The sequence below is a fragment of the Granulicella sp. WH15 genome, assembly GCF_009914315.1.
Classification (GTDB): Bacteria; Acidobacteriota; Terriglobia; order Terriglobales; family Acidobacteriaceae; genus Edaphobacter.
The window spans coordinates 1,554,138-1,574,885 of the sequence record NZ_CP042596.1; the positions used below are offsets into that span (position 1 = coordinate 1,554,138).

Genomic DNA, 20,748 nt, shown 5'->3' on the forward strand with positions numbered 1-20,748 from the left:
TGCATCGTGAGTGGAGGCAGTGGGAGGCAGTTGTGTTTCATGCTGTCCGGTGAACGGCTATCATGAAGGCGTGCGTGCTCATCTTGCCAGCCTCGTAGAGGAGTTCCGTCGGCACGCCGCGGAGATAGCGGTGGTGGAGCATCGCGGCAATCGACGCTACGCCACGACGTACAGCGGGTTGGCCGAGTTGGCTGGGCGGTTTGCCGCCGAGCTTGAAAGACGCGGGATCACAGCGGGGGAACGTGTCGTGCTGTGGGGGGAGAACTCGGCGGAGTGGATCGGTGCCTTCTTTGGCTGTCTGCTGCGTGGAGTGGTCGTAGTCCCGCTCGATGCAACCGGATCAACTGAGTTTGCTGAGCGTGTGGTAAAGGATGTTGGCGCGAAGCTAATCGTTGGCGACCGAAGCCTGTTGTATTCCCTTGCGGTTGAAGTGCCGCAGTTGCTGCTCTCCGGGATGATGGCGCAGATGCCTGCAGAGCCGCTATTCGCCGTAAGTGATGCTGTCACCTCACAGTCAGCGTTTCAGATTGTCTTCACCTCCGGCACGACATCCGAGCCAAAGGGCATTGTTCATACGCACCGCAACGTGCTCACAAGCCTGCAACCGATTGAGAACGAGATTGCGAAGTATCGGAAGTACGAGCGGTGGGTGCATCCGCTGCGGTTTTTGCATGTCCTTCCTCTGAGCCATGTCTTCGGGCAATTCATGGGACTGTGGGTGCCTCCGTTGTTGGCCTCAGAGGTTCACTTCGGCAGACAGCTCGATCCGGTTCGGATGACGGAGTTGATACGAGAGGAGCGCATCTCGGTGCTGGTGGCGGTGCCGCGAGTGTTGCAGCTTCTTCGAGTGCATCTGCTGGGCCGATTCGCGCATCTGGCCGATGAGCTGGAGCAGGCGAAGGGGCTTTCGATATGGAAGCGTTGGTGGCGTTTCCGGCAGGTGCACCGTGCGTTGGGATGGAAGTTCTGGGCAGCGATCTCGGGCGGAGCGTCACTGCCGGCAGAGCTTGAAGGCTTCTGGAGTGGGCTTGGTTTCGCGCTGATTCAGGGCTATGGCATGACGGAGACGGCTGCGCTGGTGACGTTGAATCATCCGTTTCACATCGGACGCGGGACCATAGGGAAGGCCCTCCCGGGGCGGGAGGTGCGGATCAGCGACGAGGGCGAGATCTTGGTGCGCGGTGACATGCTGGCTGCGGCGACGTGGCAGAACGGAGCGATGAGTCTGCGCGTAGGGGAGTGGCTGGCCACGGGCGACCTTGCGGCGCAGGATGCGTCCGGTGAGCTGCGGTTTCTCGGCAGAAGAGGCGATGTGATTGTCACGAGTGCCGGGTTGAATGTGCATCCTGCCGACCTCGAAGAGGCAATGACGAAGCAGCCGGGCGTGCGCGGATGCGTGGTGGTTCCGTGCGAACTGGCGGGAGGTGCGGAGCCGGTAGCGGTTGTGCTCTTTTCGGGAGGCGAGCAAGAGCTGCAGGCCGCAGTCAGTCAGGCAAACCAGGGACTGGCCGAGTATCAGAAGATCCGCCGCGTGCTGAAGTGGCAGGAGCCGCAGTTTCCATATACCTCGACGGGAAAGCTGTTGCGCAGGAGGATGGGGCAGTGGGCTTGCTCGATGCTTGCGAGACAACAGAGCGGAGCTTCAGCGGACACAAGGGAAGGGGACATGCTGCTGAAGATGATTGCGGAGGTGACAGGCGAACATCTCTCGAACGGTCCTGATCACCTGCGGCTATCGGAGGATCTGCATCTGGATAGCCTTGGGCGCGTGCAGTTGCAGTCGGCACTAGAGCCGCGGCTGGGGCTGGAGCTCGAGGACGATGCGATTGCCACGGTACAGACACTGGGCGAGCTTCGAGCGGTGATCGAGAAGGGTGCTGCGTCGGAGTTGCCATTGCAAGCGAGCAGCAGCGCAGCGTATGGTCCTCCAGCCGCACCGTCCCCAGCCAAAGCGACAGAGGTGCTGCCTCGGTCGCAGATGGAGACCGCAGTGTCCGAGCATTGGTATCCTAGATGGCCGTGGACATGGCCGATTCAGGCCATTCGCGTTGTGTTTGTCGAAGTTGTGATGAGGCCTCTGGTCTGGTTGCTGGCTGCGCCGCGGGTGGTGCGGCCAACAGGGGGACTACCACAAGGGCCAGTGCTGGTGATTGCGAATCATGTGACCGCATACGATGGAGCGTTGATCCTGTATGCCTTGCCGGGGAGGCTGCGGCGTCGTGTGGCGATTGCAATGTCGGGTGAGATGCTGCTGAGCTTTCGGCGGGGGAGAGGCCAGCGGAGTGCGCTGCGCAACCTGCTGGCGCCAGTGGCGTACTGGCTGGTAACAGCGTTGTTCAATGTCTTTCCATTGCCTCGGCTGCGTGGGTTTCGCAGGAGCTTTGCGCACGCGGGCGAGGCGATGGATCGGGGATACTCTGTGCTGATCTTTCCGGAAGGAACCCGAAGCCAGGATGGGAAGCTGCATCCATTCCGGCCGGGTATTGGACTGCTGGCTGAGGAGTCGCGCGTGCCGGTAGTGCCGGTGGCGCTGATCGGGCTCGGTGCGCTGCGAACGGAGAAGGCTCAGTGGTTTCGCTCAGGGCGCTTGGAAGTACGCATTGGCGAAGCCACTCCTGTGGTAGAGGAGACAGGCCCCACGGAACTGACCGTAAAGCTCGAGGAGAGCGTCAGGCGGCTTCAGTCCGAAGCGTAAGATGATTTGCTCAGCTGCGACTGCTCCACACACCATCGCACAGCCGCCGCTACTTCCACTGGACGCTCCAAGTGCAGCCAGTGCCCGGTCTCCGGCAAGATCGTGTGCTCTGTCTTGAGTAGCCCTGTCAGCCAACCATAACGTTCGCGCAGCTCGTCTTCTGTCGCAGAAGAGGCTGAGAGAATGGCGACCGGCAGCTCCGTTGGCAGCAGGATGTGGTCTGCTGAGTTGGCATAGGCAGGCAGAGCCTCCAGCGTATCGGCCATCGCGCGAAAGTTGTGGGGGCGGCTCCAATGCGCCGCAATCACCGGCCACAGCTCCTTGGGTAGTTTGCCTACCTCGCCTGTCAGTCGCTCGAGCGTCGTGGCGGCGCGTCCCGCAGCGCGACGGCCGATGAGCCTCGCAAACGGTTGGCTTCCGCTCAACAGCAGAGCAAGCGCCGCGCGCACGATTCCAAACTCTGCGAGCCAGGCCCCGCGTCGCGAGAGTTGCACACCAACTTGTAGCCGGTGTTGGTCGGCAGAGGAGCAGTCCGACCAGGTCGAGAGCGATACTGGATCCACCAGAACCAGACCGGCGACCAGCTCTGGATGATGCCGCGTGAACGCGAGCAGAAGCAATGCTCCGAACGAGTGCCCGACTAGCACGACGGGCTCGCCACCACCTGCCCAGGCAACAACGCCGTGTACATCCTCAAGCATCTGAGCAAGAGATGGAGGCGACGTACGCGGAGAACTCCAGCCCAGCCCCGCTCTGTCGTAACTGACGGAACTCACAAAGGAAGTCACCAGCGGTTGTACGCGCGCCCAGCTTGCCGAACTCGCTGCCAGCCCTGCTTCGAAGACCACCGCAGGTTGCCCGTCTCCCCGCCGAACGACATGGAGATGCCGGTCGCCGCGTGGGAGCAACAAGCCTGCGGGAGGATATCGTCGAGCATCCCGCCTGAGACCGGCTCGCTGTAAGATCCATCCCACTCCTGCTACGGCAACAAGCACAGCGGCCAGTGTCGCCGCGACCCACTCAATCCGCAACGATCGACTCTCCCGGCAGAATGGGGCGCGTGCGCGGCAACAGACCTGCGGCAGCTGCCAAGCCGACGGCTAGCAGCACGACGCAATACACGACAATCTCTGTCACATCCGATGTATGGGAACGTGGCAGTGTCTTCCAAAGGATAAGCAGTACAGCCTGGGCTAACGTGACTGACCACACGGTTCCATAGAAATAACGCCGCTCCCAACCTTCGCCTTTGGTCGAGCGGCGTACGCGCGGCAGCACACCTGCCGCTCCCAGCAGCACGATCAACGCCAGCACCGGTGTGTACACATGCGCATAGATCTGCTGCATGTACCAATGTCCTGTCGTAACGGCGATGATAAGACCAAGCAGATTCATCAACGCAAAGTTGAGCGCGGCATTCCAACCGAAGGTATAGCAGACGCGCCGGTAGAGCGGATTCGGGCGATCTTCGGTAAAGCGCAGGATGTACGGCCCCGGCTCTGCGCCTGGGAGCCGCCCGCGCAACGCCGCAATGCCTGTCCCGATCAGCACGACGATGAGCCACAGGATGTTCCAGCGATTCCCACGGCCAGCGAATAGATCGAAGACCAGTGGTCCGGGCGCAAGGAAGAATACAAAGATCCAGAGCGGCCAGTGCGCCGCACGATAGATGCGTGTATTGCTCTCACGCATCTTGCGCTGATGGGCATATTCGACGCGACGCAGGGTTGTCATAGTCTTCATACGATCATTGCACGATTTCATAACAGGAGTAGCTGTTTTCAATCTCTTCGATGTACCGACATCCGCTCTATGATGGGACGCCAGTACGTCTCCGCAGCGGTCAGGTACGGCTCATTGTGCGTAAGCCCCTTCACCACCATCAGTTCGCCCCAGGGGCCAGCGGCCTTTGCGATTCTTCGCGGCATCTCCAGCGGAAATAGACGGTCACCATCGCTATGCACCACCCATACAGGCATCTGAATGCGTTCCACCGCGGCGACAGTTACCCAGACATCCGGTACCGCATGCGCAAGCCATCGCGGCACACCGGCAGCGCACGCCGCCTCGCGAAATGAATCAAAGGCTTCACACAAAAATAGACCCGCAACGGGAGGTCGCAGCGCGCTCGCTCCGTGCGCTGCAATCCCGCTGCCCAGGGAAAATCCCAGCACAAACACTGGTGTCTCCGGGCTAACCCGATGCCGCAGCTCCGCGTACGCAGCGAAAAGATCTTCATCACAATGTTCCGCGCGCACCTGGCCTGAGCTCTTTCCATAGCCTGAGTAATTGAACACCAACGACCCAATCCCATGGTCACAGAGGAGCGCCTGGACCGCACTCCAGTGCTCTATGGTTTCGCCGATGCCATGACACAGCAGGATGGCCGGCCCTCCCTGGATGCCAGGTACATATGCGCATGACAGTGTTCGCATTCCGCTCGCGATAAAAAACTCCTGTCTCGCGTCATGCCTGCGCAGGCGCTGCGTCACGCCACATACTCGGTCGCGAAGCATCAGTACACCACTCACCGCGGTCAGCATCCACGATAAAAGTTGTGAGTTCCCACGTTCCATCTTCGTCCTGGGTTCCATACGTCGCTCTATTTGGAAGACGATCGGGACGTCCCGATCCATAAAGTATCTTCCTCTTTACCTGCGACATGGTAACTGGGGCTGGCCAAGAGCTAGCCGATGTAACGAGCATCATCACTACAAGCAGATGCAGGAAGAGGACGTGGCGATCTCTCTGAAGACGGGTACGGACCTGATCGGAAAAGGGGAGCCGGTGCTGAGGCGCACGAATGCTTCAGTCTGCTGGTGTGGCAACGGCGTTCCGTATTACGTCGAGAGCACGTTCCCGGAGTGGGAAGGTGGACACAGTCGAAGAATATTCGCGGGGTGTCAGGCAGGATTTGTGGAGCCCCCCGTAATCTTCTCCACCAACTTTCCTGCCTTATCTAACACCTCTGCCAGTTGCGGAAACCCTGGCTCGAGTTCCCATCCTTTATCTTTGCTGTATTTGAGTTTGGAGATCACTGCAAGGGCAATTAGAAACCCACCTCCCACCAGGAGGTCTACGATTTGCGCCTTGCCGACCTGAGACTGGGCCTGTCTGATCTCGTTCTGAACCAGTGTCGCAAGCCGCTCATCGCCTGAGTCCAGCATCTCCTCGAGCAGCCTTCGTGCGAGTGGTCCTGTGGTATCGATTGACTGTGTGGGATCCGAATACCAGTCCGGCAGCTTGGATACCTCCGAGCGAACTGTCACGTCTACCATCTTGTCTACCGTACGGGCATCGTAGCCTGCGTTCTTGACATACTTTTCTCCGACCTGTGCCAACACTGCTACGCATGTTTCGTTCGAGAGTTTGCTGAGATCCATCGTTCCTCCTCCGACTAGGCTGTTGTCAAAGCTCTAAGCTGGGCCGACGCGGGTTTGGTCGAAGCTACGACCACCGGCGTTCCCTCGAAGCGCTCCGGGACAGTCCCGGTAAAACTTGACTCCGTCAATACGAGTAACGCCAAAAGGTTGTCCTGCTTTGTCATGGCGACACTCACGACTCCAGAAATATTCTTCGACCGAAGATATTTCAACAATCGACCTCTCTTCGCAAGCACGTCCTCATACATCTCGTTCTCGCGGGAGGAGTTCACAGCAAACTCGCTTCCATGGCGGTGAGGCAGAGGTCGGCGGGAACTATATAGCTATGAGTCTCGCTCCCGCCGACGATAAACCCGACGGCCTTGCACTGATTGCCCTTGAGGGCATAGACCACGGCACCGGAATCGCCGCCCTGAGAGAATCGGCGCTCGGGATCGGAGGATTGGACAAGGGCCAGACCACCGAACATATAGTTTTTGCCGTTCGGCATCTTGATGGGAAACTCGAGAATATCGGTTGCCTCCAGGGTTCCATGCCCGAACGAAGTAGTGCGCCCGACAATGAAGACCTCTTGCTTGGTGTGGTCCCGCATTTGGACGAGGGTCATATGATCAGTCATAGGGAGAAGGGCTTTAGATGGGGCGTTCGGGTCGGGAACTTCGTTACTTACCCTGAGTGTGTCATCGTCGAGATATCCAAGGGCGACGTCCGCGCGATTCACGATCAGATCCGCCTGTGTGGCCGTAGCGTAGTGAATCAACTCGCTCCAACGTGCAAGGGTGCCATAGGTGAACTTTCCGTCGCGAATGGGCCCGCAGTCCGGATAACCAGGACTCAGTAGACGATCCTTCCGGCTTGCGCGTCCCATCTCGCTCAGGACATGAGACGCGCTCAGGAACCCGAGGACAGGTCTTTCCAATTCGTCGTCTTCCACGCGTACATAGGCGCCGATCGAGCCCGCATTATAGCGATGGTGGCCCACGGATCGGCCTGGGCGATGCTGATTCTTCGGCACGGTAAGAGCTGGCTGCTTTGTATTGTCTTGAGGAATTGTCGCAGCAGCTTGGCCTACGACCAGCGTCTTAGGGAGACTGCCAAGATCACGCGTCGCCCAATCGGGAAGCTTGTCACCCCCGGAGGCAAGCAACACAATCGGATGCGGTCGGCCGTTTACGCGAGTGACGCCAAGGCCGAGCCGTCGTTCGGGGCGAACGACTTCGAGCTTGCCATCTACTTCTCTGAGATTTCGGCCGGGTTCAGCTCCGGTAAGACGCTCCGTTAGAGCAAAGGCTCCCACAACCTCGGAGGCCTGTTCGATCGGCAGAAGATTCAGAGCGGAAGTCGGATCGGTCGGAGGAGTCTTCCCGTCTGTGATCTTTGTTGCAAGCCACCGCATCGACTCCACGGCGGAGGAGAGTCCGTTACCTCCCAGCGCCAACGATGCGATTGTGGCCGCTATCTCTTTATTGTCTTTCAACCAGCCGGTCACCAGCTTTATCGTCTGCTGCTCAACCTGCGGACTCAATGCTTCGATGACAGCATCGGACAACGCCATAGAAATCTCCAATTTTCAAAGGTCCGGGCCGAGTGTGCTGCAACTGCACAACATTCTTGCACACGTGGCGGAGTAACTTCCTCTTGAAAAGGCGCTCAGTCGTAAAATATTCACGTTCTCCGTGCCTCTAGCTTTCACCACCTCAAGAACATCAGGAGGGAAGCGGATGCCGTTATTTCATCTCGTAAGGCAGCAGCCGAAGTAGCCTAACCAGAATCGAGCTGGATGGATACACCCGCTTGTTAAGCCGGAAGATAAGCCTCTGCACATCAGACAGAGTTGCTGGCTGTTCCTGTCGAATGTTTAAATCGCCGATGCTAGTCGTCTTGCAGAAAAGTCACGGTTGGGCCGCGTTCCGCAATCGAGACGGTGGCCCACAGTACTCGTGTAGGCGAGTGGAAGCGAGTTTGTGGATGTCAATAGCTCAATGGCGGCGACTCGATACGATTTCTTCTAAACTAGAGGTTCCATTGACGAGAAGCCTCATGCCAACCGAAATTATCCTCCAGCAAACTCCGGACGCCGCTGCTCTCCGCGACAGGAGCGAGCGGCTTGCCGCTGTTCGCGCCGCACTCGCCGAGCGCGAATGTGAGCTTGCTCAAATCCGCGCCGAACTAAAGACCTTCGAAGGCCGTTACCTTCGTCAGGTCGGTATTCTGTATGCGGAACTTGATGAGCTTGAAGCACGCATCGCTGAGCGCGAAGTTGATCTCTATGACTCCGCCTCTGCCCGGCGGCGAGCTCGGGATGCCCGCCAGCGCGCGCAGGAGACCCATGATGCCGCATTCAGCGATGCCCATGAGGCTGAAGAGTTAGACCCGCCACCTAGTCTCAAGACACTCTTCCGCGAAGTTGCCAGGCGCATACATCCCGACTTCGCGTGCGACGACGCCGAGCAGAAACACTTCACCCTGCTGATGGTCCGCGCCAACCAGGCCTATAGCTGCGGCGATACCACAGCTCTTCAGCGTATTCTTGACGATTATCGCGAGATCAACGCCTCTATCGTCGGCGAAGGCGCTGCTGCCGAGCTTCTTCGCATCACACGCCAGATTCAGCACGCGGAGCGCGATATCGCGACGCTCGATGCTGAGGAACAGACGCTGGTCACTAGTGAGCTCGGCCAACTGCATCTCGATGCGAAAGCCGCCGCTCTCGAACTCCGTGATCTGCTGGCCGAGCTTGCCACCAGCCTCCGCGAGCAGATCGCCGAGGCCCAGTATCGGTTCGATTTCGTCGACCGCCAGATTCGCGCCCATGGAAAATAAACCCCAAACCGGCCTGCAACACGTGCCTACCGGAGCCGCGCTGTCGCTGCATTCCACTCGTTCCGGCATCATCGCCCGTGGTCGCCGCGACGCAGCCAACGCAGCTTCCAACCTGCACTATCGGCAGGCCGCAATCGACTACAACGTCGGCAACTTCAGCGAAGCCGCAACCAACTTCCAGCTCGCAGCCGAGCAAGGCCACGTCGAGTCGCAGTACATCCTGAGCACAATGTACGACACAGGTAAGGGCTTATCGAAGGACGATACCCAGGCCGCTTATTGGGAGCGCAAGGCCGCCGAGCAGGGCCACGTCTATGCGCAGGCCAACCTCAGCTTCCGTCACTATGCAGCGAATAGCTTTGCTGAAGCGTTCGCATGGTGCCAGCGCGCTGCCGACAGTAACCTTGCCTGGGCGCAATATAATCTCGGCCTGATGTATCGCAAAGGGGAAGGGTGCGAGCGGAACAACACGGAAGCTGCCTACTGGTATCGCCTGGCCGCTGCTCAGGACTTTCCCGAGGCGCAGCAGAAGCTGGCTGACCTCTACTATCTTGGCGAGGGCGTCCCACTGAGCTATACGCAGGCCGCTGCGTGGTATCGCAAAGCGGCCGATCACGGTAACTCTGAAGCCCAGTTCCGACTCGGCTATCTCTATGAGGTTGGTCTGGGCGTCGAGCATGACTATACCCTGTACCGGCATTGGATGCGTCAGGCAGCTCTTCAGGGACACGAAGAGGCTCTCCGAGAAGTCAAACGACGCGAGTACCGTGACGCAGTGTGAACACGATATCGATCTCCTCCCGATCGAATGCTGCGTCCGACCGACTATGAATACCGTCTTTAGGGGAGCGCTGGCGAGAAGTTCAATGAACGATTCAGTTGTGAGGCTCGACGTCCCAGTGCTTCACCTCGCGCACCCAGATGTTGCGGAAGCTTATAGGTTCGCTCTTGTCGCCGTGGGCCTGCAGTTTGATGGGTGCGGTGTCGTAAGCCTTGTAGAAGGGCTGGCCAATATAAAGTGTCTCGCCCTTGAGCTGGAAGTGGTCCTCGACCAGTACGCCATTTTCGAAGACGGTAACGAAAGCAGCGGTCTTCACGGTGCCGTCAGCGTTGAAACGCGGCGCGGTCCAGGCAACGTCATAGCTTGACCACTCGCCGGGTTTGCGGGCGGCGTTGACCAGCGGTGTGGCCTGCTTGTACAGGCTCCCCAACATGCCGTTGGTGTAGGTCTTATTGTTGTAGTTATCGAGTATCTGCAGCTCGTAGCCTGCATCGCCGGGACCGGTTGAGGCAAGGAAGACGCCGCTGTTGCCACGCGCCTGCCCCTCGCCCTCGATGCTGGTGGGAATCTTCCACTCCAGATGGAGTTGGTAGTCCTTGAACTTCTGCCTGGTCTGGATGTTACCGCCGCCGCCCTTCTTCACGGTCATCACACCATCATGAACGTCCCAGTCGGCGGGAGTGATACCGTCCTTGGCGGCAACCCATTGCTGCGTGTCTTTGCCGTCAAAGAGGACGATGGCGTCGGACGGCGGTATGCCGACGGTCTCTGCCGGAGTCACCACGGGCGGAACCGGCTGGTAGAACTCGGTGTCTTCGTGCTTTGGCTTGTTGACGCCGGAAACCTGGGCGCAGGACGGCAATCCCACCATAAGTGTGGTGGCTGCAAGCAAAAAGAGCGTCATTTGGGACAGCGGCGAGGCGTGCTTCATGATGCGATGAGCATACACCTGCCCGAGGATGAATTGCTCGGGAAGGTCCGGACGGAGAACCTGATTTACTCTGTGAGGTCCAGTGAATGAGAAGCGTTTATGGGGATCTATTCTTCTCTTCGAGAAGGTTCTGAAGTCGGTGTTTTGGGGAGAGCAGGAGGGACCCGTTTACGGCATACTTACACACGAGATCCACCCTTTTCACATTCATCAGGTGTACTTTCTTGCTTACGGAAAGACGGAATATCCATCGGTGATCCGAAATGGATGGACACAGCGAATGTCGAGCCGGGCCAGTCCAGCGACCTCATCATGGACTTTACGGACCCAATCATTCGGGGTGTCTCAGTCTGTCATTCTCATCTTCTCAAGCATGAAGATAAAGGCGTGATGGCGAAGATCCGTTTTCAGTGAGAACAGTAGGCCAGCAATAAGCCTACATGGCAACCGCAGCAATTTGCTCTTAGAAGCACGAAGGAGCAAGTCGTACAGCAGAGAAACTCTTCGAAGGGTGCGATTTCGCAGAATGCAACGCGTACGCTCCAGCTTCATGGTCGTCTTGACCTCTGACCGTCTGCATGGAACTTCCGCGATGAGGTGCTGCGCTGGCTTCTTCATGGGGGAATAGTCTCTTCCTTCTGGGTGACCCGCTCATCCATTTATCAGAACTAATTGGGGGGCAGGATTCCAATGACAGTTTCCGTGTTGGCGGCATGAGTATATTCACCGAAAAGTTCTCAGCCCTCACTGCGGGCCAGTACGCTGCAGGATGACGTTCTGACGGCGTACGTGATAGTGTTTCCTGGAAATCACGCGGGGGAATCGTCGATGACTCACTCACGCCGTACCTGGATGAAGACCGCCGCTATGGGCGTGGGTGGCCTGCTCGCGAGCGAGCGCAACCTTGGCGCACAGCCGGTGAATCACGCCTGCGCTTTGGCCGACCCCCGCGACGAGATCAAGATAACCGGACTCGAGATTATCCCGGTCAACTCGCTGCGCAGCATCTTCGTCAAGATGCACACCGACGCCGGTATCACCGGCATTGGCGAGGGCACGGTGGAGGGACGCATCCCCACCGTGGTCGCCGCCATCAAGGAGATTGAGCCCTACCTCATCGGCAAGGATGCACGCCGCCCGGCACACCACTGGCAGGCGATCTACCGGCACGCGTTCTATCGCGGCGATATCGTCCTCACCTCCGCGTTGGGCGCGGTCGATATCGCGATGTGGGACATCAAGGGCAAGGCTCTGGGAGTCCCCATCTACGACCTTCTGGGCGGCCCCACGCGCGACCGCATCAAGTGCTACGGCCAGGCCGAGAGCGTCGAAGAAACTAAAACCCACGTGCTCGCCGAGGGCTACCGGTCGATGAAGACCAGCGTCTCGCGCACACGAGGCCGACTGTCGCGCTCGTCCGAGAGCCCATACTACATCGACGGCTTTGTCGAAAAGGTAAAGGCGATCCGTGAGCTCATCGGTCCCGACTTCGATCTGGGCATCGAGATGCACGGCGATCATGAGCCGCCCGCCGCGATGGAGATCATCAAGGCACTCGAGCCCTTCCGCCCCTGGTTCTATGAGGAGCCGATCCAGTTCCAGAACCTGCCTTTGATGGCGGAGATGGCTAAGAAAACGGCGTTCCCCTTCGCCACGGGCGAGCGCATGGTAACCAAGTGGCAGTTCCGCGATCTGCTGACGGCCGGCGCGGCGCAACTGCTGCAGCCGGACGTCACGCATGTGGGCGGCATTACCGAGTTAAAGGCGGTGGCCACGCTTGCGGAGGCCTTCTACGCCGATATGCTGCCGCACTCGAAGGAAGGAGTGGTGGGCTTCGCCGCCTCGATGCACGTGGCGGCGTCGATCCCGAACTTCCTCGCGCATGAGGTGCCGTCGCTGCAGGCGGTGACGGGAGGGCCGCCCAATGTGCAGCGCAGCCCCATGGGGAGGAGCTACATCAAAAAGCCGTTCGTGATGACCGAGGGCAACATCATCCTGAAGGGCAATCTGGATGGGCCGGGGCTCGGCATCGAGCTTGATGACAACCTCATCGACAACGAGCGCGGTATCCCGGAATGGAAGTTCCCGGAGATGTGGGATGCAGTCGACGGCTCCGCCCGCGACCATTGAGCGTCAGAATTCAAAACGATCAATGGTCGCGTTATTTACCATTTCGTCGTCGCTGAATGGCTGGCGACAGACTGTAAATGTGCCGGTACCGCGCTCGTCGACGGGCGCTAGATCGACGAGCGCGGCACCAGGGTACGTGACAGATGAGTTGTACCTGCACGTATGTTGTTTGTTCCACACAAGAGCCGCATCTTTGCCTATTGATGGTATCCATGGGCACGCAAGTACGCTGTGAGTTCCTCAGGGAAGTTGGTCTGAATCCCGACAGCCCCGTTGTCGATCGCGTCCTGCCACTCCTTCTCCGTCTGGCGATCGACAAAAATTCCTACATTGACCTCTTTTGCGGCTGCAATAGTCGCAGTATTGAAGTCGCGCTCATCAGCGCCCAGCAACTGTGGATGAAGCATGTCGATTAGCTTGTGCACATTTTGCGGATTGAACGCCTCCGGCATAAGCACCCAGCTAGGTTGCAATGTAGCGATCTGCTTCAGAAAATCAGGATGTTCCGACCAGAACATCACATGCTTTCCCATATCGTGCCGATTAATCGCTGCGACCAGGTCCACCGGCGTGGCATCCTTCGTATCGACGTAGATGCCAATTTTACCCTTGCAGAACGCCAACACTTCGTCGAAGGTAGGCACCTGCAAACCAGGAAACTGCCCGGGAAAGCGCGCGCCCAGATCGAGCTTCTTGATCTCAGCAAGGGTCATGTCTTTTACCAGTCCCTTACCATTAGTCATGCGATTGACCGAAGGATCGTGCATCAGCACAAGCTGGCCATCCGATGTAGTACGTACATCAATTTCGACATAGTCCGTACCCGCATCAATTGCCCCCTGGATAGCGGGAATTGAGTTTTCCGGATGGTGCGTGTGTTCGCCGCGATGGGCGCTTGTCATAATCGTTCGGGGAGCGCCATTTGTTGCCGTTGCCTGCCCAAAGCACGGAGCCGTAACAATCAGCGCGGCAAACATCAGGCCCACAGGAATCTTTCTCAGAGAAGACTTAGAAAATACAAAAAGCATAATCGACTCCAATCGAAATTATTAGCTGTTTCGTTGGCTGGTAAGTACCGGGGTGGCCTTCGACAACGCCGTATAACGCATGTCGAAGGCTTCCCGGCCTGCACTAGAACATGTACTTCAAGCTGAACTGCACTTCGCGCTGGTTATCAGGCAGGGTCGACGAGATCGAAGCTCCACCCGGAACATCCGGCACAGTGTTAGGTATCTGAAACTGCGCATGATTAGCCACGTTGAACATCTCAGCCCGGAACGTCAATTGCTGCTCCTCAACAATGCGGAAGCTCTTCATTAACCCAAGATCGAAGTTGAGTTGCGAAGGACCGACGATCGAACCCGCATAGCTATTGCCGAAGTTATGGGCAAAGGTCTGCCCAGGGGCGAGTGCGGGAATCGCAAACGCAGCCGGGTTGTACCAGCAGGCCAGCGTCCTCTTGCCCGGTGTGCATCCGAGCCGTGCTTGATCCGTCGGATCGATGGAGAAGTCCGCAGGGTTACCCAATTGATCGGGCCGTGGACCAAAGCTTCCCGTGTTCGTGTAATCGTGAGAGGTGCCTTCTTTCGCGTGCTCGCCCGTGCGTGCCACAGTAATTCCGCTCAATTCCCATCCGCCGAGGGCCAGATCGGCACCCCGTCCCATGTTGCCGCCGAACTGGCGTCCTTTACCGAACGGAAGCTTGTAGGTATAGCTGATGGTGAAGCGATGACGGAAATCGGGTTCCACATAACCCCGCTCGCCATTGGTGTTATAGGAGTTCTGCACCGAAGTGCCCGCTGTTCCGTGACTTGTTCCAATGTCCTTGCTCCATGTATAGGAAGCAAGCATGGTCAAACTATTGGAAACCTTCTTCTGTAGCTTGGCTTCGAGCGCATTGAAGTGTAGATTGAATCGCGGATAGTCGATCGTAAGAATATCGCTTAGATCAGGATCTACCTTGAAATAAGGCCGTCCGTAGTTAGGAGCAGGACCGAAGTTTGAGTCGAGCGGTACAGGAGCTTGGTTCAGATCGCTCGCCTCGTTATCCCACAAGCGCTGCCCCTGCGTGCCCACATATGCAAGACTCATTACCCAGCTTCCTGGCAGTTCTTTCTCAAGACCCAGATTCCACTCCGTGATGCGCGGAAGAAGTCGCTGCGGCCCGCTCGTCTTCACCTGCCCGGTCGGATGGAGAGGATCGATCGCCGGAAGCGTCGCAGGAAATCCTGACCGCAGTAGCTGTGCCGTTTCTGGAATCTGCGCCGGGCTATAAGCCGCCGAGTAAAGCTCCAGCAAAGGAGGGTTCTCGCCAAGGTCGTTGAAGATGTTGCCCTCAGGAGAGTAGAAGATGCCGAACGCCCCATGTATCACCATGTTTCCATGACGCTGCGGCGAATAAGCAAATCCAATACGCGGTCCAAAGTCGGTCTTGTCATACGCTACACCGGCATTGGGGATAGCATTCGGTCCGAAGTTATTATCGACAACTCCCGTCTGTAGGTTGAAGTTACCTACCCTGCCACCTACAGGTGAGTAAAGGTCATAACGAAAGCCAAGGTTGAGAGTAAGTCCGGGAGCGATCTTCCAGTCATCCTGAAAGAAGGTATCAAACTCCCTCATGTTGGTCTTGTCCATGCTGGCCAGGTTGTCCTGCAACTTGCTCACAGGAATACCCAGCAACAAGTCCGCAATCGCGCTGCCGCCATCTCCAGTGGCGATATTCTGCGTGTACTGGCCGGAGAAGGAGAAGGTTCCAAAGGGAGCTTCCGCCTGGAAAAAGTTTCTGGAGAGATAGCGGAAGTCGCCACCGAACTTGAAGGCGTGACGCCCCTTCAACCAAGTCACAATATCGGCGATCTGGTACGTGTCGTCGGTGGCAATCTCAGGAACATAACTCGAATCGCCAAACGAGGTATAGCCGGAGAGTGTGAACAGCGAAAGTCCTGTGGAATAAGGGTTCCCTCCACGGTTTGCATTGGGAATCCCCAGCTGCTGCGAGCGATCCTGCCCCGCATCCAGATGCTGCGTATTGATCTGCCAGCGCAGAAAGGCAAAGTGCGCATCGTTCGTAATGTTCTTGCTGAAGGCATGGTATTCGCCGATGGCGTAGCTCTGTTCACGGCCATCAATGTTACTTCCGAACCCCTGGCAGCAGCCTCCGGCCTCCCCTAGCGGTGCAGGCTTCAGAAAGCGGACATCCTGCAAAGCCGCATGTCCAAAAAGCTGATCCGTCTCGCGGATGTTGTGGTCGATGCGAGCATCGAACTGGTCTCCATTCGTAACTTGCTTCGGCGTGTACACATAGTTATTCACCGTGCCGGGAAGGTTCGGTAACGGCAGAACATTCAGGACGGCCTGTCCAACGCTGTCGATACGGTTCAATGGAATCACAAACGGATTGTTTGGATTCAACAACGCGCGTTGCGAGCTCACAGCATTGGTCGTCTGCGGATCATAGAGATTCGCTTTCAGCTCGCTAAAATCTCCCGCGTGCATACGGACCGTAGGGACCGAGCTCACATACGAAACACCCTGACGGATTCGTTCTCCCTCATAGTCTGCAAAGAAGAAGGTGCGGTTATGAAGAATCGGCCCGCCCAGCAAGGCTCCGAACTGGTTTCTCTGGAACGGTGGTCGCTGCGGATCGAAGTAGTTCCGCGCATCCAGCTTATCGTTACGGATAAACTCATAGACCCCACCATGAAATTTGTTCGTGCCCGACTTGAGCAGCACATTCACCGCGGCGCCTCCCCGCCCGAACTCCGCCCGCATAGAGTTCTCCTCCACGCGAAACTCCTGGATAGCGTCCGGTGCAGGCTGAATGACCAGAGTGCCCTGTCCGAATTCGTTGTTGTCGACACCGTCCAAAAGGAAGTTGTTATCGAAGCTGGTAAGACCGTTGACCGCTACCTGGATTCCCGGTCTGTTGTTGTCGGTCGTGCCGCGCAGTGGACCATTGTTCTGCGCGCCCTGGTTTGCTCCGGCGCCCAAATATGCCAGTTGCAGGAAGTTACGGCCATTCAAAGGAAGATCGACGATACGCTGTGTCGTCTCAATCGTGCCCAGGGATGAACTTGTCTGATCAATGATAGGCACACTGGCCGCGACCTCCACCTGCTGCTGCGAGCTCATCAGGCGCAGTTGAACATCGAAGCTCAGCGACTGGCCCACATTGATCGTGATCGGTTCGCTTGAGGTCGTTGAAAATCCAGCGGCCTGTACAAAGATCTGGTACATTCCGGGGTTCAGGAAAGGTACGGTATACAAGCCGTCATTGTTGGTCGTCATCCTGCGTTCCACGCCGGTCGCCTGGTTCACAACACGGACCTCCGCGTTTCGGACGATCGCTCCTTGCGGATCGCTTACTCGTCCGGAAAACTGCGCCGTCGTCTGTGCAGCCGCCGAAAACCCACTAACCAGCAGGACTACAGCCGCTATGATGCGCACTACTTTCTTAAGCATTGCTTGTCTCCGTGGAGTTAATGATTCTGGGAAAGGTTATTTGTAGTGAGTGGAGTTTGATTCCGCAGCGAGTAAGACCGTATTCCTACTCAGTAAGTGAAGGGTCTTAGCCATTTCAGAGGCTATCGATTGCGCTGTGCGAGGAGAGGAGTTGCTCGAAGAGATAAGCTCTCTGCACAAAGCCACATTGCGCTTACTTTGGTCCATCAGACCGATGGCTGTGGATGTTATGGTTTGCCCATCTTCGGTACTCTGCTCGGGTATGAGCGAGATCGAATGAAGTATCTCCATCTCCGAACGCAGAGCGGTTCGAAGCATCGAGGAGTGGTTGGTAAGTAACTGGGCCAGAGCGGAGCGCCCCGACGGATCCAGCTCATCATCCCCATGAAAGCGCCGGTTGAGCTCCGCAAGAGCATTACCCTCTCGCTGAATCTCAAGAGATAGGCTGAGTAGCTGGTTGGAAACCCTGCCCATCTCCTCTGCGCTTCTGGATCTTTCGCGAAAAAACTCTTCAAGCGGCCCGGACTGCGCCGCTACGGCGCTCTCACGAATCGCGGCCGCACCGGACTCCTCATTGTGGCGCGCGTTGAGTTGTTCCAGACTCAGAATTGAGGGAACGACATGCGCTACCTGTCGCAGCCCGGCGCTCAGAGCGCGCTGCCGTTCCGTGGTATCCACGATGCCTTCCACATGCACCGCGTTCCTCGATCGCTTGATCTCAATCTGTTCGCTGGCATCGGCGTTCAGCTTATTCAGAACAAGCCTTGCTTCCAACTCGGCGACATCGAGCTGGTCGCTGCTCAGCAAACCTCTTGTCGGTAGGCTCAACTCGGGCTGACTTTCTCCATGCAGCATCGGAGAGAGCGGCTTCCACAATGCTTCATTTGCCTCTCCCCACTTCAGCTCGGTGTAACTCAGCTCGGCAATCTCCAGCGTGTCTTGGCTGCGAGTCTCAATCGTGCGCCGCACCGGATGAAAATCGGAGGTTCGCATCGTCAGCGACTCCTGCAGGATCGGCCCATCCTGCAGGCTGGTGATTACGCTTACCAGTCCATCTCCGGCCTGCTTCACATGGTCCGTCGCAGAGCGCTGATTATCTCTCCAACGGTTGTAGTCAATGGCCGAAAGTGGCTCATCCCAACTCACGCCACCAGCCTCCAGCGCGTGCTTCATCGCCGTAGCAGTTTCATCCAGATGCTGCACTTTGGCCATGCGCTTTCGTTGCAAGTCGCGATAAACCGTGCGTTCGATAGTATGTGTGCCGCGCCGGATGGACAGCTTCTGATAAACCACTCCAGGCTGCGCGCGTTCGGCGGATGCATGCTCATTCGCCATCGCCTTCCCCAACAGATCGGAGGCGCTCAGCGATGTTGCCGCCTGCTGCCAGATGAAGAACAGCGTGACCGACGCCAGGGTAACAACCAAAATGCTTGCTAAAACCGGATTCATAGAGGAGGGCAGGAATAACCGAAGGCCATGTAAAAAATGGTTTCGTGAGGATTGTTCTTTTCGAATGCTCTGCTCGTTCAGCAATGCAACCAGGCGTCCTTCCGCACCGTCAGAAGGAGGCAGGTGTGGAAGCTGCCGTCGTTCGCGCCGCTCCACCAAGGCAAAGACCGTCTCTTCCATCTGTTTCTTCCGTGCAAGGCACTTCCAGCAGCCCTCCAGATGGTGAGCGACCGTCGCATGCTTGCGAAGAGTAAGTTCGCCATTAATAAACGCAACCATCTGTTCGTCGTTCGGGTGCTTGTCCACACTCCATAGGAGCCAGCTCGTAAACTTATTCATGGAGCGCCCCCGTTAAGCGAACGATGGCGCGCTGCATCAGCTCTGAGACGCTGGAGACGCTGATCCCCATCACTGCAGCAATCTCGCGATACTTCAATCCTTCAACACGCAGCTGCAAACATTGCCTCTGTTGGTCGGTAAGCTGCATCATGCAATGATCTAGTTTCTGGTCCAGCTCTTTTTGGAGGTAGGAATCTTCTGGCGTCGGCCCCTTACCTGGCTCCTCCTGTATTCTCTCGACCGTCTCTTCCTCCTCATTCTGTAGGAAGCGCCGCGACGACCGCTGCAGGTTGACCGCCAGGTTATGCGCCACTCGAAACAGCCAGGAGCGGAAGTCAGCGATCTTTGTGCCCTGGTCGAACTGCTGGTGCAACAGCAAAAAACTCTCCTGGATTACATCCTCCGACTCAGGCGGCGTAAGGCCAATGCAGACAAGGTAGCCATAAAGTGGTAGCCGCAGTTCACGAAACAGCTCGACCACGCGGGCGCGATGGGCCGCTCCCTTGCGCTCTTCTGTAGCGAAGAGGCTCAGGTGAGACCGCAACAACGCACTGTTTTCGTTCTCCATACCGGGACAGATTCTTCCTTACTCAAATTGCCAAGCTCAATTGTGCTGTTACTGGAGAGACAAATGAAGGGTATGAAAGTTCGGGTCTGTCATCGAACTTTCATAGAGGCGATGGAACCAGAACTGGGGTGCGATCGACCGTGCCAGGTCGTGTGCGGCTGCGGTTGGAACAATCCCGCGGAGTCCGGGTAAACAGTGTGCGCCCGATCCGTTGTTCGAGAGACTTAAGCTGCCCGGAGACGGCGGGTTGTGAGAGGTGAACATACTCCGCAGCTTTGGTTACAGACCCGCTTCGATAGATTGCGAGAAATGCTCGAAGATATTCGAGATCGATCATAGAAAATGATCGTTGAGATAGAAATACACAGTAATGTTGTCCGCATCAGACTGCTCGGATCAACTCTTGAATTATCAGCGATTCGGATGTTGGCATCGAGTCGGAGTCCCGATCAGTAACACATTGCCAACGCGCTCACCGGACTCGGAACTGCAGTGGCATTCGACTTACGTTCACTGATTTGCCAGGGCCGCCGGGAACACCTCGAGCACTCTAGCCCCGTACCTCTCCCGCGTAGGGCCATCTAGCAGTCAGGTCGTTAAGGTCGGGAGCCCTGAATGAGAATGTCCACGAAACGTCGCGCCTTCACGGGCCAATCGTCTGTGCTGCCCGCGCTGGAGATGCCATAGATGGCACGCAGCATGTCCATCGGGTCGACATCTGGTCGAAGATCTCCACTAGCGACGGCTCGGCTCGCAAGAGCACTGGCAGCTTCCTCCATGACACGGGTGGTCTGCTGATATACATGCGCCGGGCCGCAAGCCATCGCGCTTAATGCAGGGGCAATGATCCTTTTTGCGTCAATGTAGTCGATGAAGACCAGTATCCAAGCCCGCAGCGCCTCGATCGGAGTCAACTCGGCGGAGAACTTTCTCTGTGCTTCAGCCAGCTTCTCGACTTCGCTGATATAGACAGCCGCCAGCAGTTCATCGCGCGTAGGGAAGTGACGATAGAGCGTTCCCGGCCCGATCTTGGTGAGCTTCGCAATCTCGTCCATGCTGGCCTCTGCACCGCGGCGCGTGAAGACCTGCTTTGCAACTCTGAGAATCCGTTCACGGTTGCGCTGCGCGTCGGCCCGCGGTTTGCGAGGGCTTTTCTGTGAGATTGAAGTTTTCATCGAGCTTTTC

At 57.4% G+C, this 20,748-nt stretch carries 17 protein-coding genes; 5 read left to right on the top strand and 12 right to left on the bottom strand.

Annotated elements, in window-relative coordinates; translation table 11 throughout:
• Nucleotides 1–70: 70 nt before the first annotated feature.
• Nucleotides 71–2,695 (top strand): AMP-binding protein, encoded by a 2,625-nt coding sequence (locus FTO74_RS06470; RefSeq protein WP_162537408.1) that lies wholly within the window; start codon nt 71–73, stop codon nt 2,693–2,695.
• On the opposite strand, the gene FTO74_RS06475 is transcribed toward FTO74_RS06470, so the two are convergent.
• The 6 genes from FTO74_RS06475 to FTO74_RS06495 form a co-directional block, all read right to left on the bottom strand.
• A complete protein-coding gene (locus tag FTO74_RS06475; protein WP_255462616.1) occupies nt 2,680–3,543 on the bottom strand; it encodes an alpha/beta hydrolase in 864 nt (287 codons plus the stop codon). The genes FTO74_RS06470 and FTO74_RS06475 overlap by 16 nt on opposite strands.
• Nucleotides 3,480–3,632 (bottom strand): hypothetical protein, encoded by a 153-nt coding sequence (locus FTO74_RS19665; RefSeq protein WP_255462649.1) that lies wholly within the window; start codon nt 3,630–3,632, stop codon nt 3,480–3,482. The genes FTO74_RS06475 and FTO74_RS19665 overlap by 64 nt, the downstream gene beginning before the upstream one ends.
• Before the next feature lie 83 nt (nt 3,633–3,715).
• A complete protein-coding gene (locus FTO74_RS06480; protein ID WP_162537410.1) occupies nt 3,716–4,438 on the bottom strand; it encodes a hypothetical protein in 723 nt (240 codons plus the stop codon).
• A 38-nt stretch (nt 4,439–4,476) separates the two neighbouring features.
• Nucleotides 4,477–5,238 carry an alpha/beta fold hydrolase gene (locus FTO74_RS06485; RefSeq protein ID WP_162537411.1) on the bottom strand — a complete coding sequence of 254 codons (762 nt, stop codon included), beginning with the start codon at nt 5,236–5,238 and terminating at the stop codon, nt 4,477–4,479.
• A 360-nt stretch (nt 5,239–5,598) separates the two neighbouring features.
• The gene (locus tag FTO74_RS06490; RefSeq protein ID WP_162537412.1) at nt 5,599–6,078 is read right to left on the bottom strand and encodes a hypothetical protein; all 480 of its coding nucleotides are present in this window, start codon (nt 6,076–6,078) and stop codon (nt 5,599–5,601) included.
• Nucleotides 6,079–6,346: 268 nt separating this feature from the next.
• On the bottom strand, nt 6,347–7,633 hold the full coding sequence (locus tag FTO74_RS06495; RefSeq protein ID WP_162537413.1) for a hypothetical protein: 1,287 nt from the start codon (nt 7,631–7,633) through the stop codon (nt 6,347–6,349).
• A 485-nt stretch (nt 7,634–8,118) separates the two neighbouring features.
• Here FTO74_RS06495 and FTO74_RS06500 point away from each other — a divergent pair, with 485 nt between their 5' ends.
• Nucleotides 8,119–8,901 carry a hypothetical protein gene (locus FTO74_RS06500; protein WP_162537414.1) on the top strand — a complete coding sequence of 261 codons (783 nt, stop codon included), beginning with the start codon at nt 8,119–8,121 and terminating at the stop codon, nt 8,899–8,901.
• Nucleotides 8,891–9,682, top strand: a complete 792-nt coding sequence (locus tag FTO74_RS06505) for a tetratricopeptide repeat protein (RefSeq protein ID WP_162537415.1) — start codon at nt 8,891–8,893, stop codon at nt 9,680–9,682. Before FTO74_RS06500 ends, FTO74_RS06505 begins: the two co-directional genes overlap by 11 nt.
• 94 nt (nt 9,683–9,776) lie before the next feature.
• On the opposite strand, the gene FTO74_RS06510 is transcribed toward FTO74_RS06505, so the two are convergent.
• Entirely contained in the window at nt 9,777–10,613 is an 837-nt protein-coding gene (locus FTO74_RS06510; RefSeq protein WP_162537416.1) for a DUF1080 domain-containing protein, read from the bottom strand.
• A gap of 99 nt (nt 10,614–10,712) precedes the next feature.
• Between FTO74_RS06510 and FTO74_RS19670 the strand changes: the two genes are divergently transcribed.
• Nucleotides 10,713–11,027, top strand: coding sequence for a multicopper oxidase domain-containing protein (locus FTO74_RS19670; protein WP_255462539.1), 315 nt, complete (start codon nt 10,713–10,715; stop codon nt 11,025–11,027).
• A 414-nt stretch (nt 11,028–11,441) separates the two neighbouring features.
• Entirely contained in the window at nt 11,442–12,743 is a 1,302-nt protein-coding gene (locus tag FTO74_RS06520) for an enolase C-terminal domain-like protein (RefSeq protein WP_162537418.1), read from the top strand.
• Nucleotides 12,744–12,940: 197 nt separating this feature from the next.
• Here FTO74_RS06520 and FTO74_RS06525 read toward each other — a convergent pair whose 3' ends face one another.
• The 5 genes from FTO74_RS06525 to FTO74_RS06550 all read right to left on the bottom strand — a co-directional run bounded on the left by FTO74_RS06525 (nt 12,941) and on the right by FTO74_RS06550 (nt 20,738).
• On the bottom strand, nt 12,941–13,771 hold the full coding sequence (locus FTO74_RS06525) for a glycerophosphodiester phosphodiesterase family protein (protein ID WP_162537419.1): 831 nt from the start codon (nt 13,769–13,771) through the stop codon (nt 12,941–12,943).
• A gap of 103 nt (nt 13,772–13,874) precedes the next feature.
• Entirely contained in the window at nt 13,875–17,207 is a 3,333-nt protein-coding gene (locus FTO74_RS06530) for a TonB-dependent receptor (protein ID WP_162537420.1), read from the bottom strand.
• 36 nt (nt 17,208–17,243) lie between these two features.
• Nucleotides 17,244–18,995 (bottom strand): hypothetical protein, encoded by a 1,752-nt coding sequence (locus tag FTO74_RS06535; RefSeq protein WP_162537421.1) that lies wholly within the window; start codon nt 18,993–18,995, stop codon nt 17,244–17,246.
• Entirely contained in the window at nt 18,988–19,563 is a 576-nt protein-coding gene (locus tag FTO74_RS06540) for an RNA polymerase sigma factor (RefSeq protein WP_162537422.1), read from the bottom strand. Before FTO74_RS06540 ends, FTO74_RS06535 begins: the two co-directional genes overlap by 8 nt.
• A gap of 596 nt (nt 19,564–20,159) precedes the next feature.
• Complete coding sequence (locus FTO74_RS06550) at nt 20,160–20,738, bottom strand: TetR/AcrR family transcriptional regulator (protein WP_162537423.1); 579 nt, start codon at nt 20,736–20,738, stop codon at nt 20,160–20,162.
• Nucleotides 20,739–20,748: the final 10 nt, after the last annotated feature.

Bases quoted from the DNA above. Each gene is read 5' to 3' on its own strand.
- FTO74_RS06500 (WP_162537414.1), top strand. From the start codon at position 8,119: ATGCCAACCGAAATTATCCTCCAGCAAACTCCGGACGCCGCTGCTCTC.
- FTO74_RS06495 (WP_162537413.1), bottom strand. From the start codon at position 7,633: ATGGCGTTGTCCGATGCTGTCATCGAAGCATTGAGTCCGCAGGTTGAG.
- FTO74_RS06535 (WP_162537421.1), bottom strand. From the start codon at position 18,995: ATGAATAAGTTTACGAGCTGGCTCCTATGGAGTGTGGACAAGCACCCG.
- FTO74_RS19670 (WP_255462539.1), top strand. From the start codon at position 10,713: ATGGGGATCTATTCTTCTCTTCGAGAAGGTTCTGAAGTCGGTGTTTTG.
- FTO74_RS06480 (WP_162537410.1), bottom strand. From the start codon at position 4,438: ATGAAGACTATGACAACCCTGCGTCGCGTCGAATATGCCCATCAGCGC.
- FTO74_RS06485 (WP_162537411.1), bottom strand. From the start codon at position 5,238: ATGCTGACCGCGGTGAGTGGTGTACTGATGCTTCGCGACCGAGTATGT.
- FTO74_RS06505 (WP_162537415.1), top strand. From the start codon at position 8,891: ATGGAAAATAAACCCCAAACCGGCCTGCAACACGTGCCTACCGGAGCC.
- FTO74_RS19665 (WP_255462649.1), bottom strand. From the start codon at position 3,632: ATGCTCGACGATATCCTCCCGCAGGCTTGTTGCTCCCACGCGGCGACC.
- FTO74_RS06530 (WP_162537420.1), bottom strand. From the start codon at position 17,207: ATGCTTAAGAAAGTAGTGCGCATCATAGCGGCTGTAGTCCTGCTGGTT.
- FTO74_RS06540 (WP_162537422.1), bottom strand. From the start codon at position 19,563: ATGGAGAACGAAAACAGTGCGTTGTTGCGGTCTCACCTGAGCCTCTTC.
- FTO74_RS06520 (WP_162537418.1), top strand. From the start codon at position 11,442: ATGACTCACTCACGCCGTACCTGGATGAAGACCGCCGCTATGGGCGTG.
- FTO74_RS06490 (WP_162537412.1), bottom strand. From the start codon at position 6,078: ATGGATCTCAGCAAACTCTCGAACGAAACATGCGTAGCAGTGTTGGCA.
- FTO74_RS06510 (WP_162537416.1), bottom strand. From the start codon at position 10,613: ATGAAGCACGCCTCGCCGCTGTCCCAAATGACGCTCTTTTTGCTTGCA.
- FTO74_RS06550 (WP_162537423.1), bottom strand. From the start codon at position 20,738: ATGAAAACTTCAATCTCACAGAAAAGCCCTCGCAAACCGCGGGCCGAC.
- FTO74_RS06525 (WP_162537419.1), bottom strand. From the start codon at position 13,771: ATGCTTTTTGTATTTTCTAAGTCTTCTCTGAGAAAGATTCCTGTGGGC.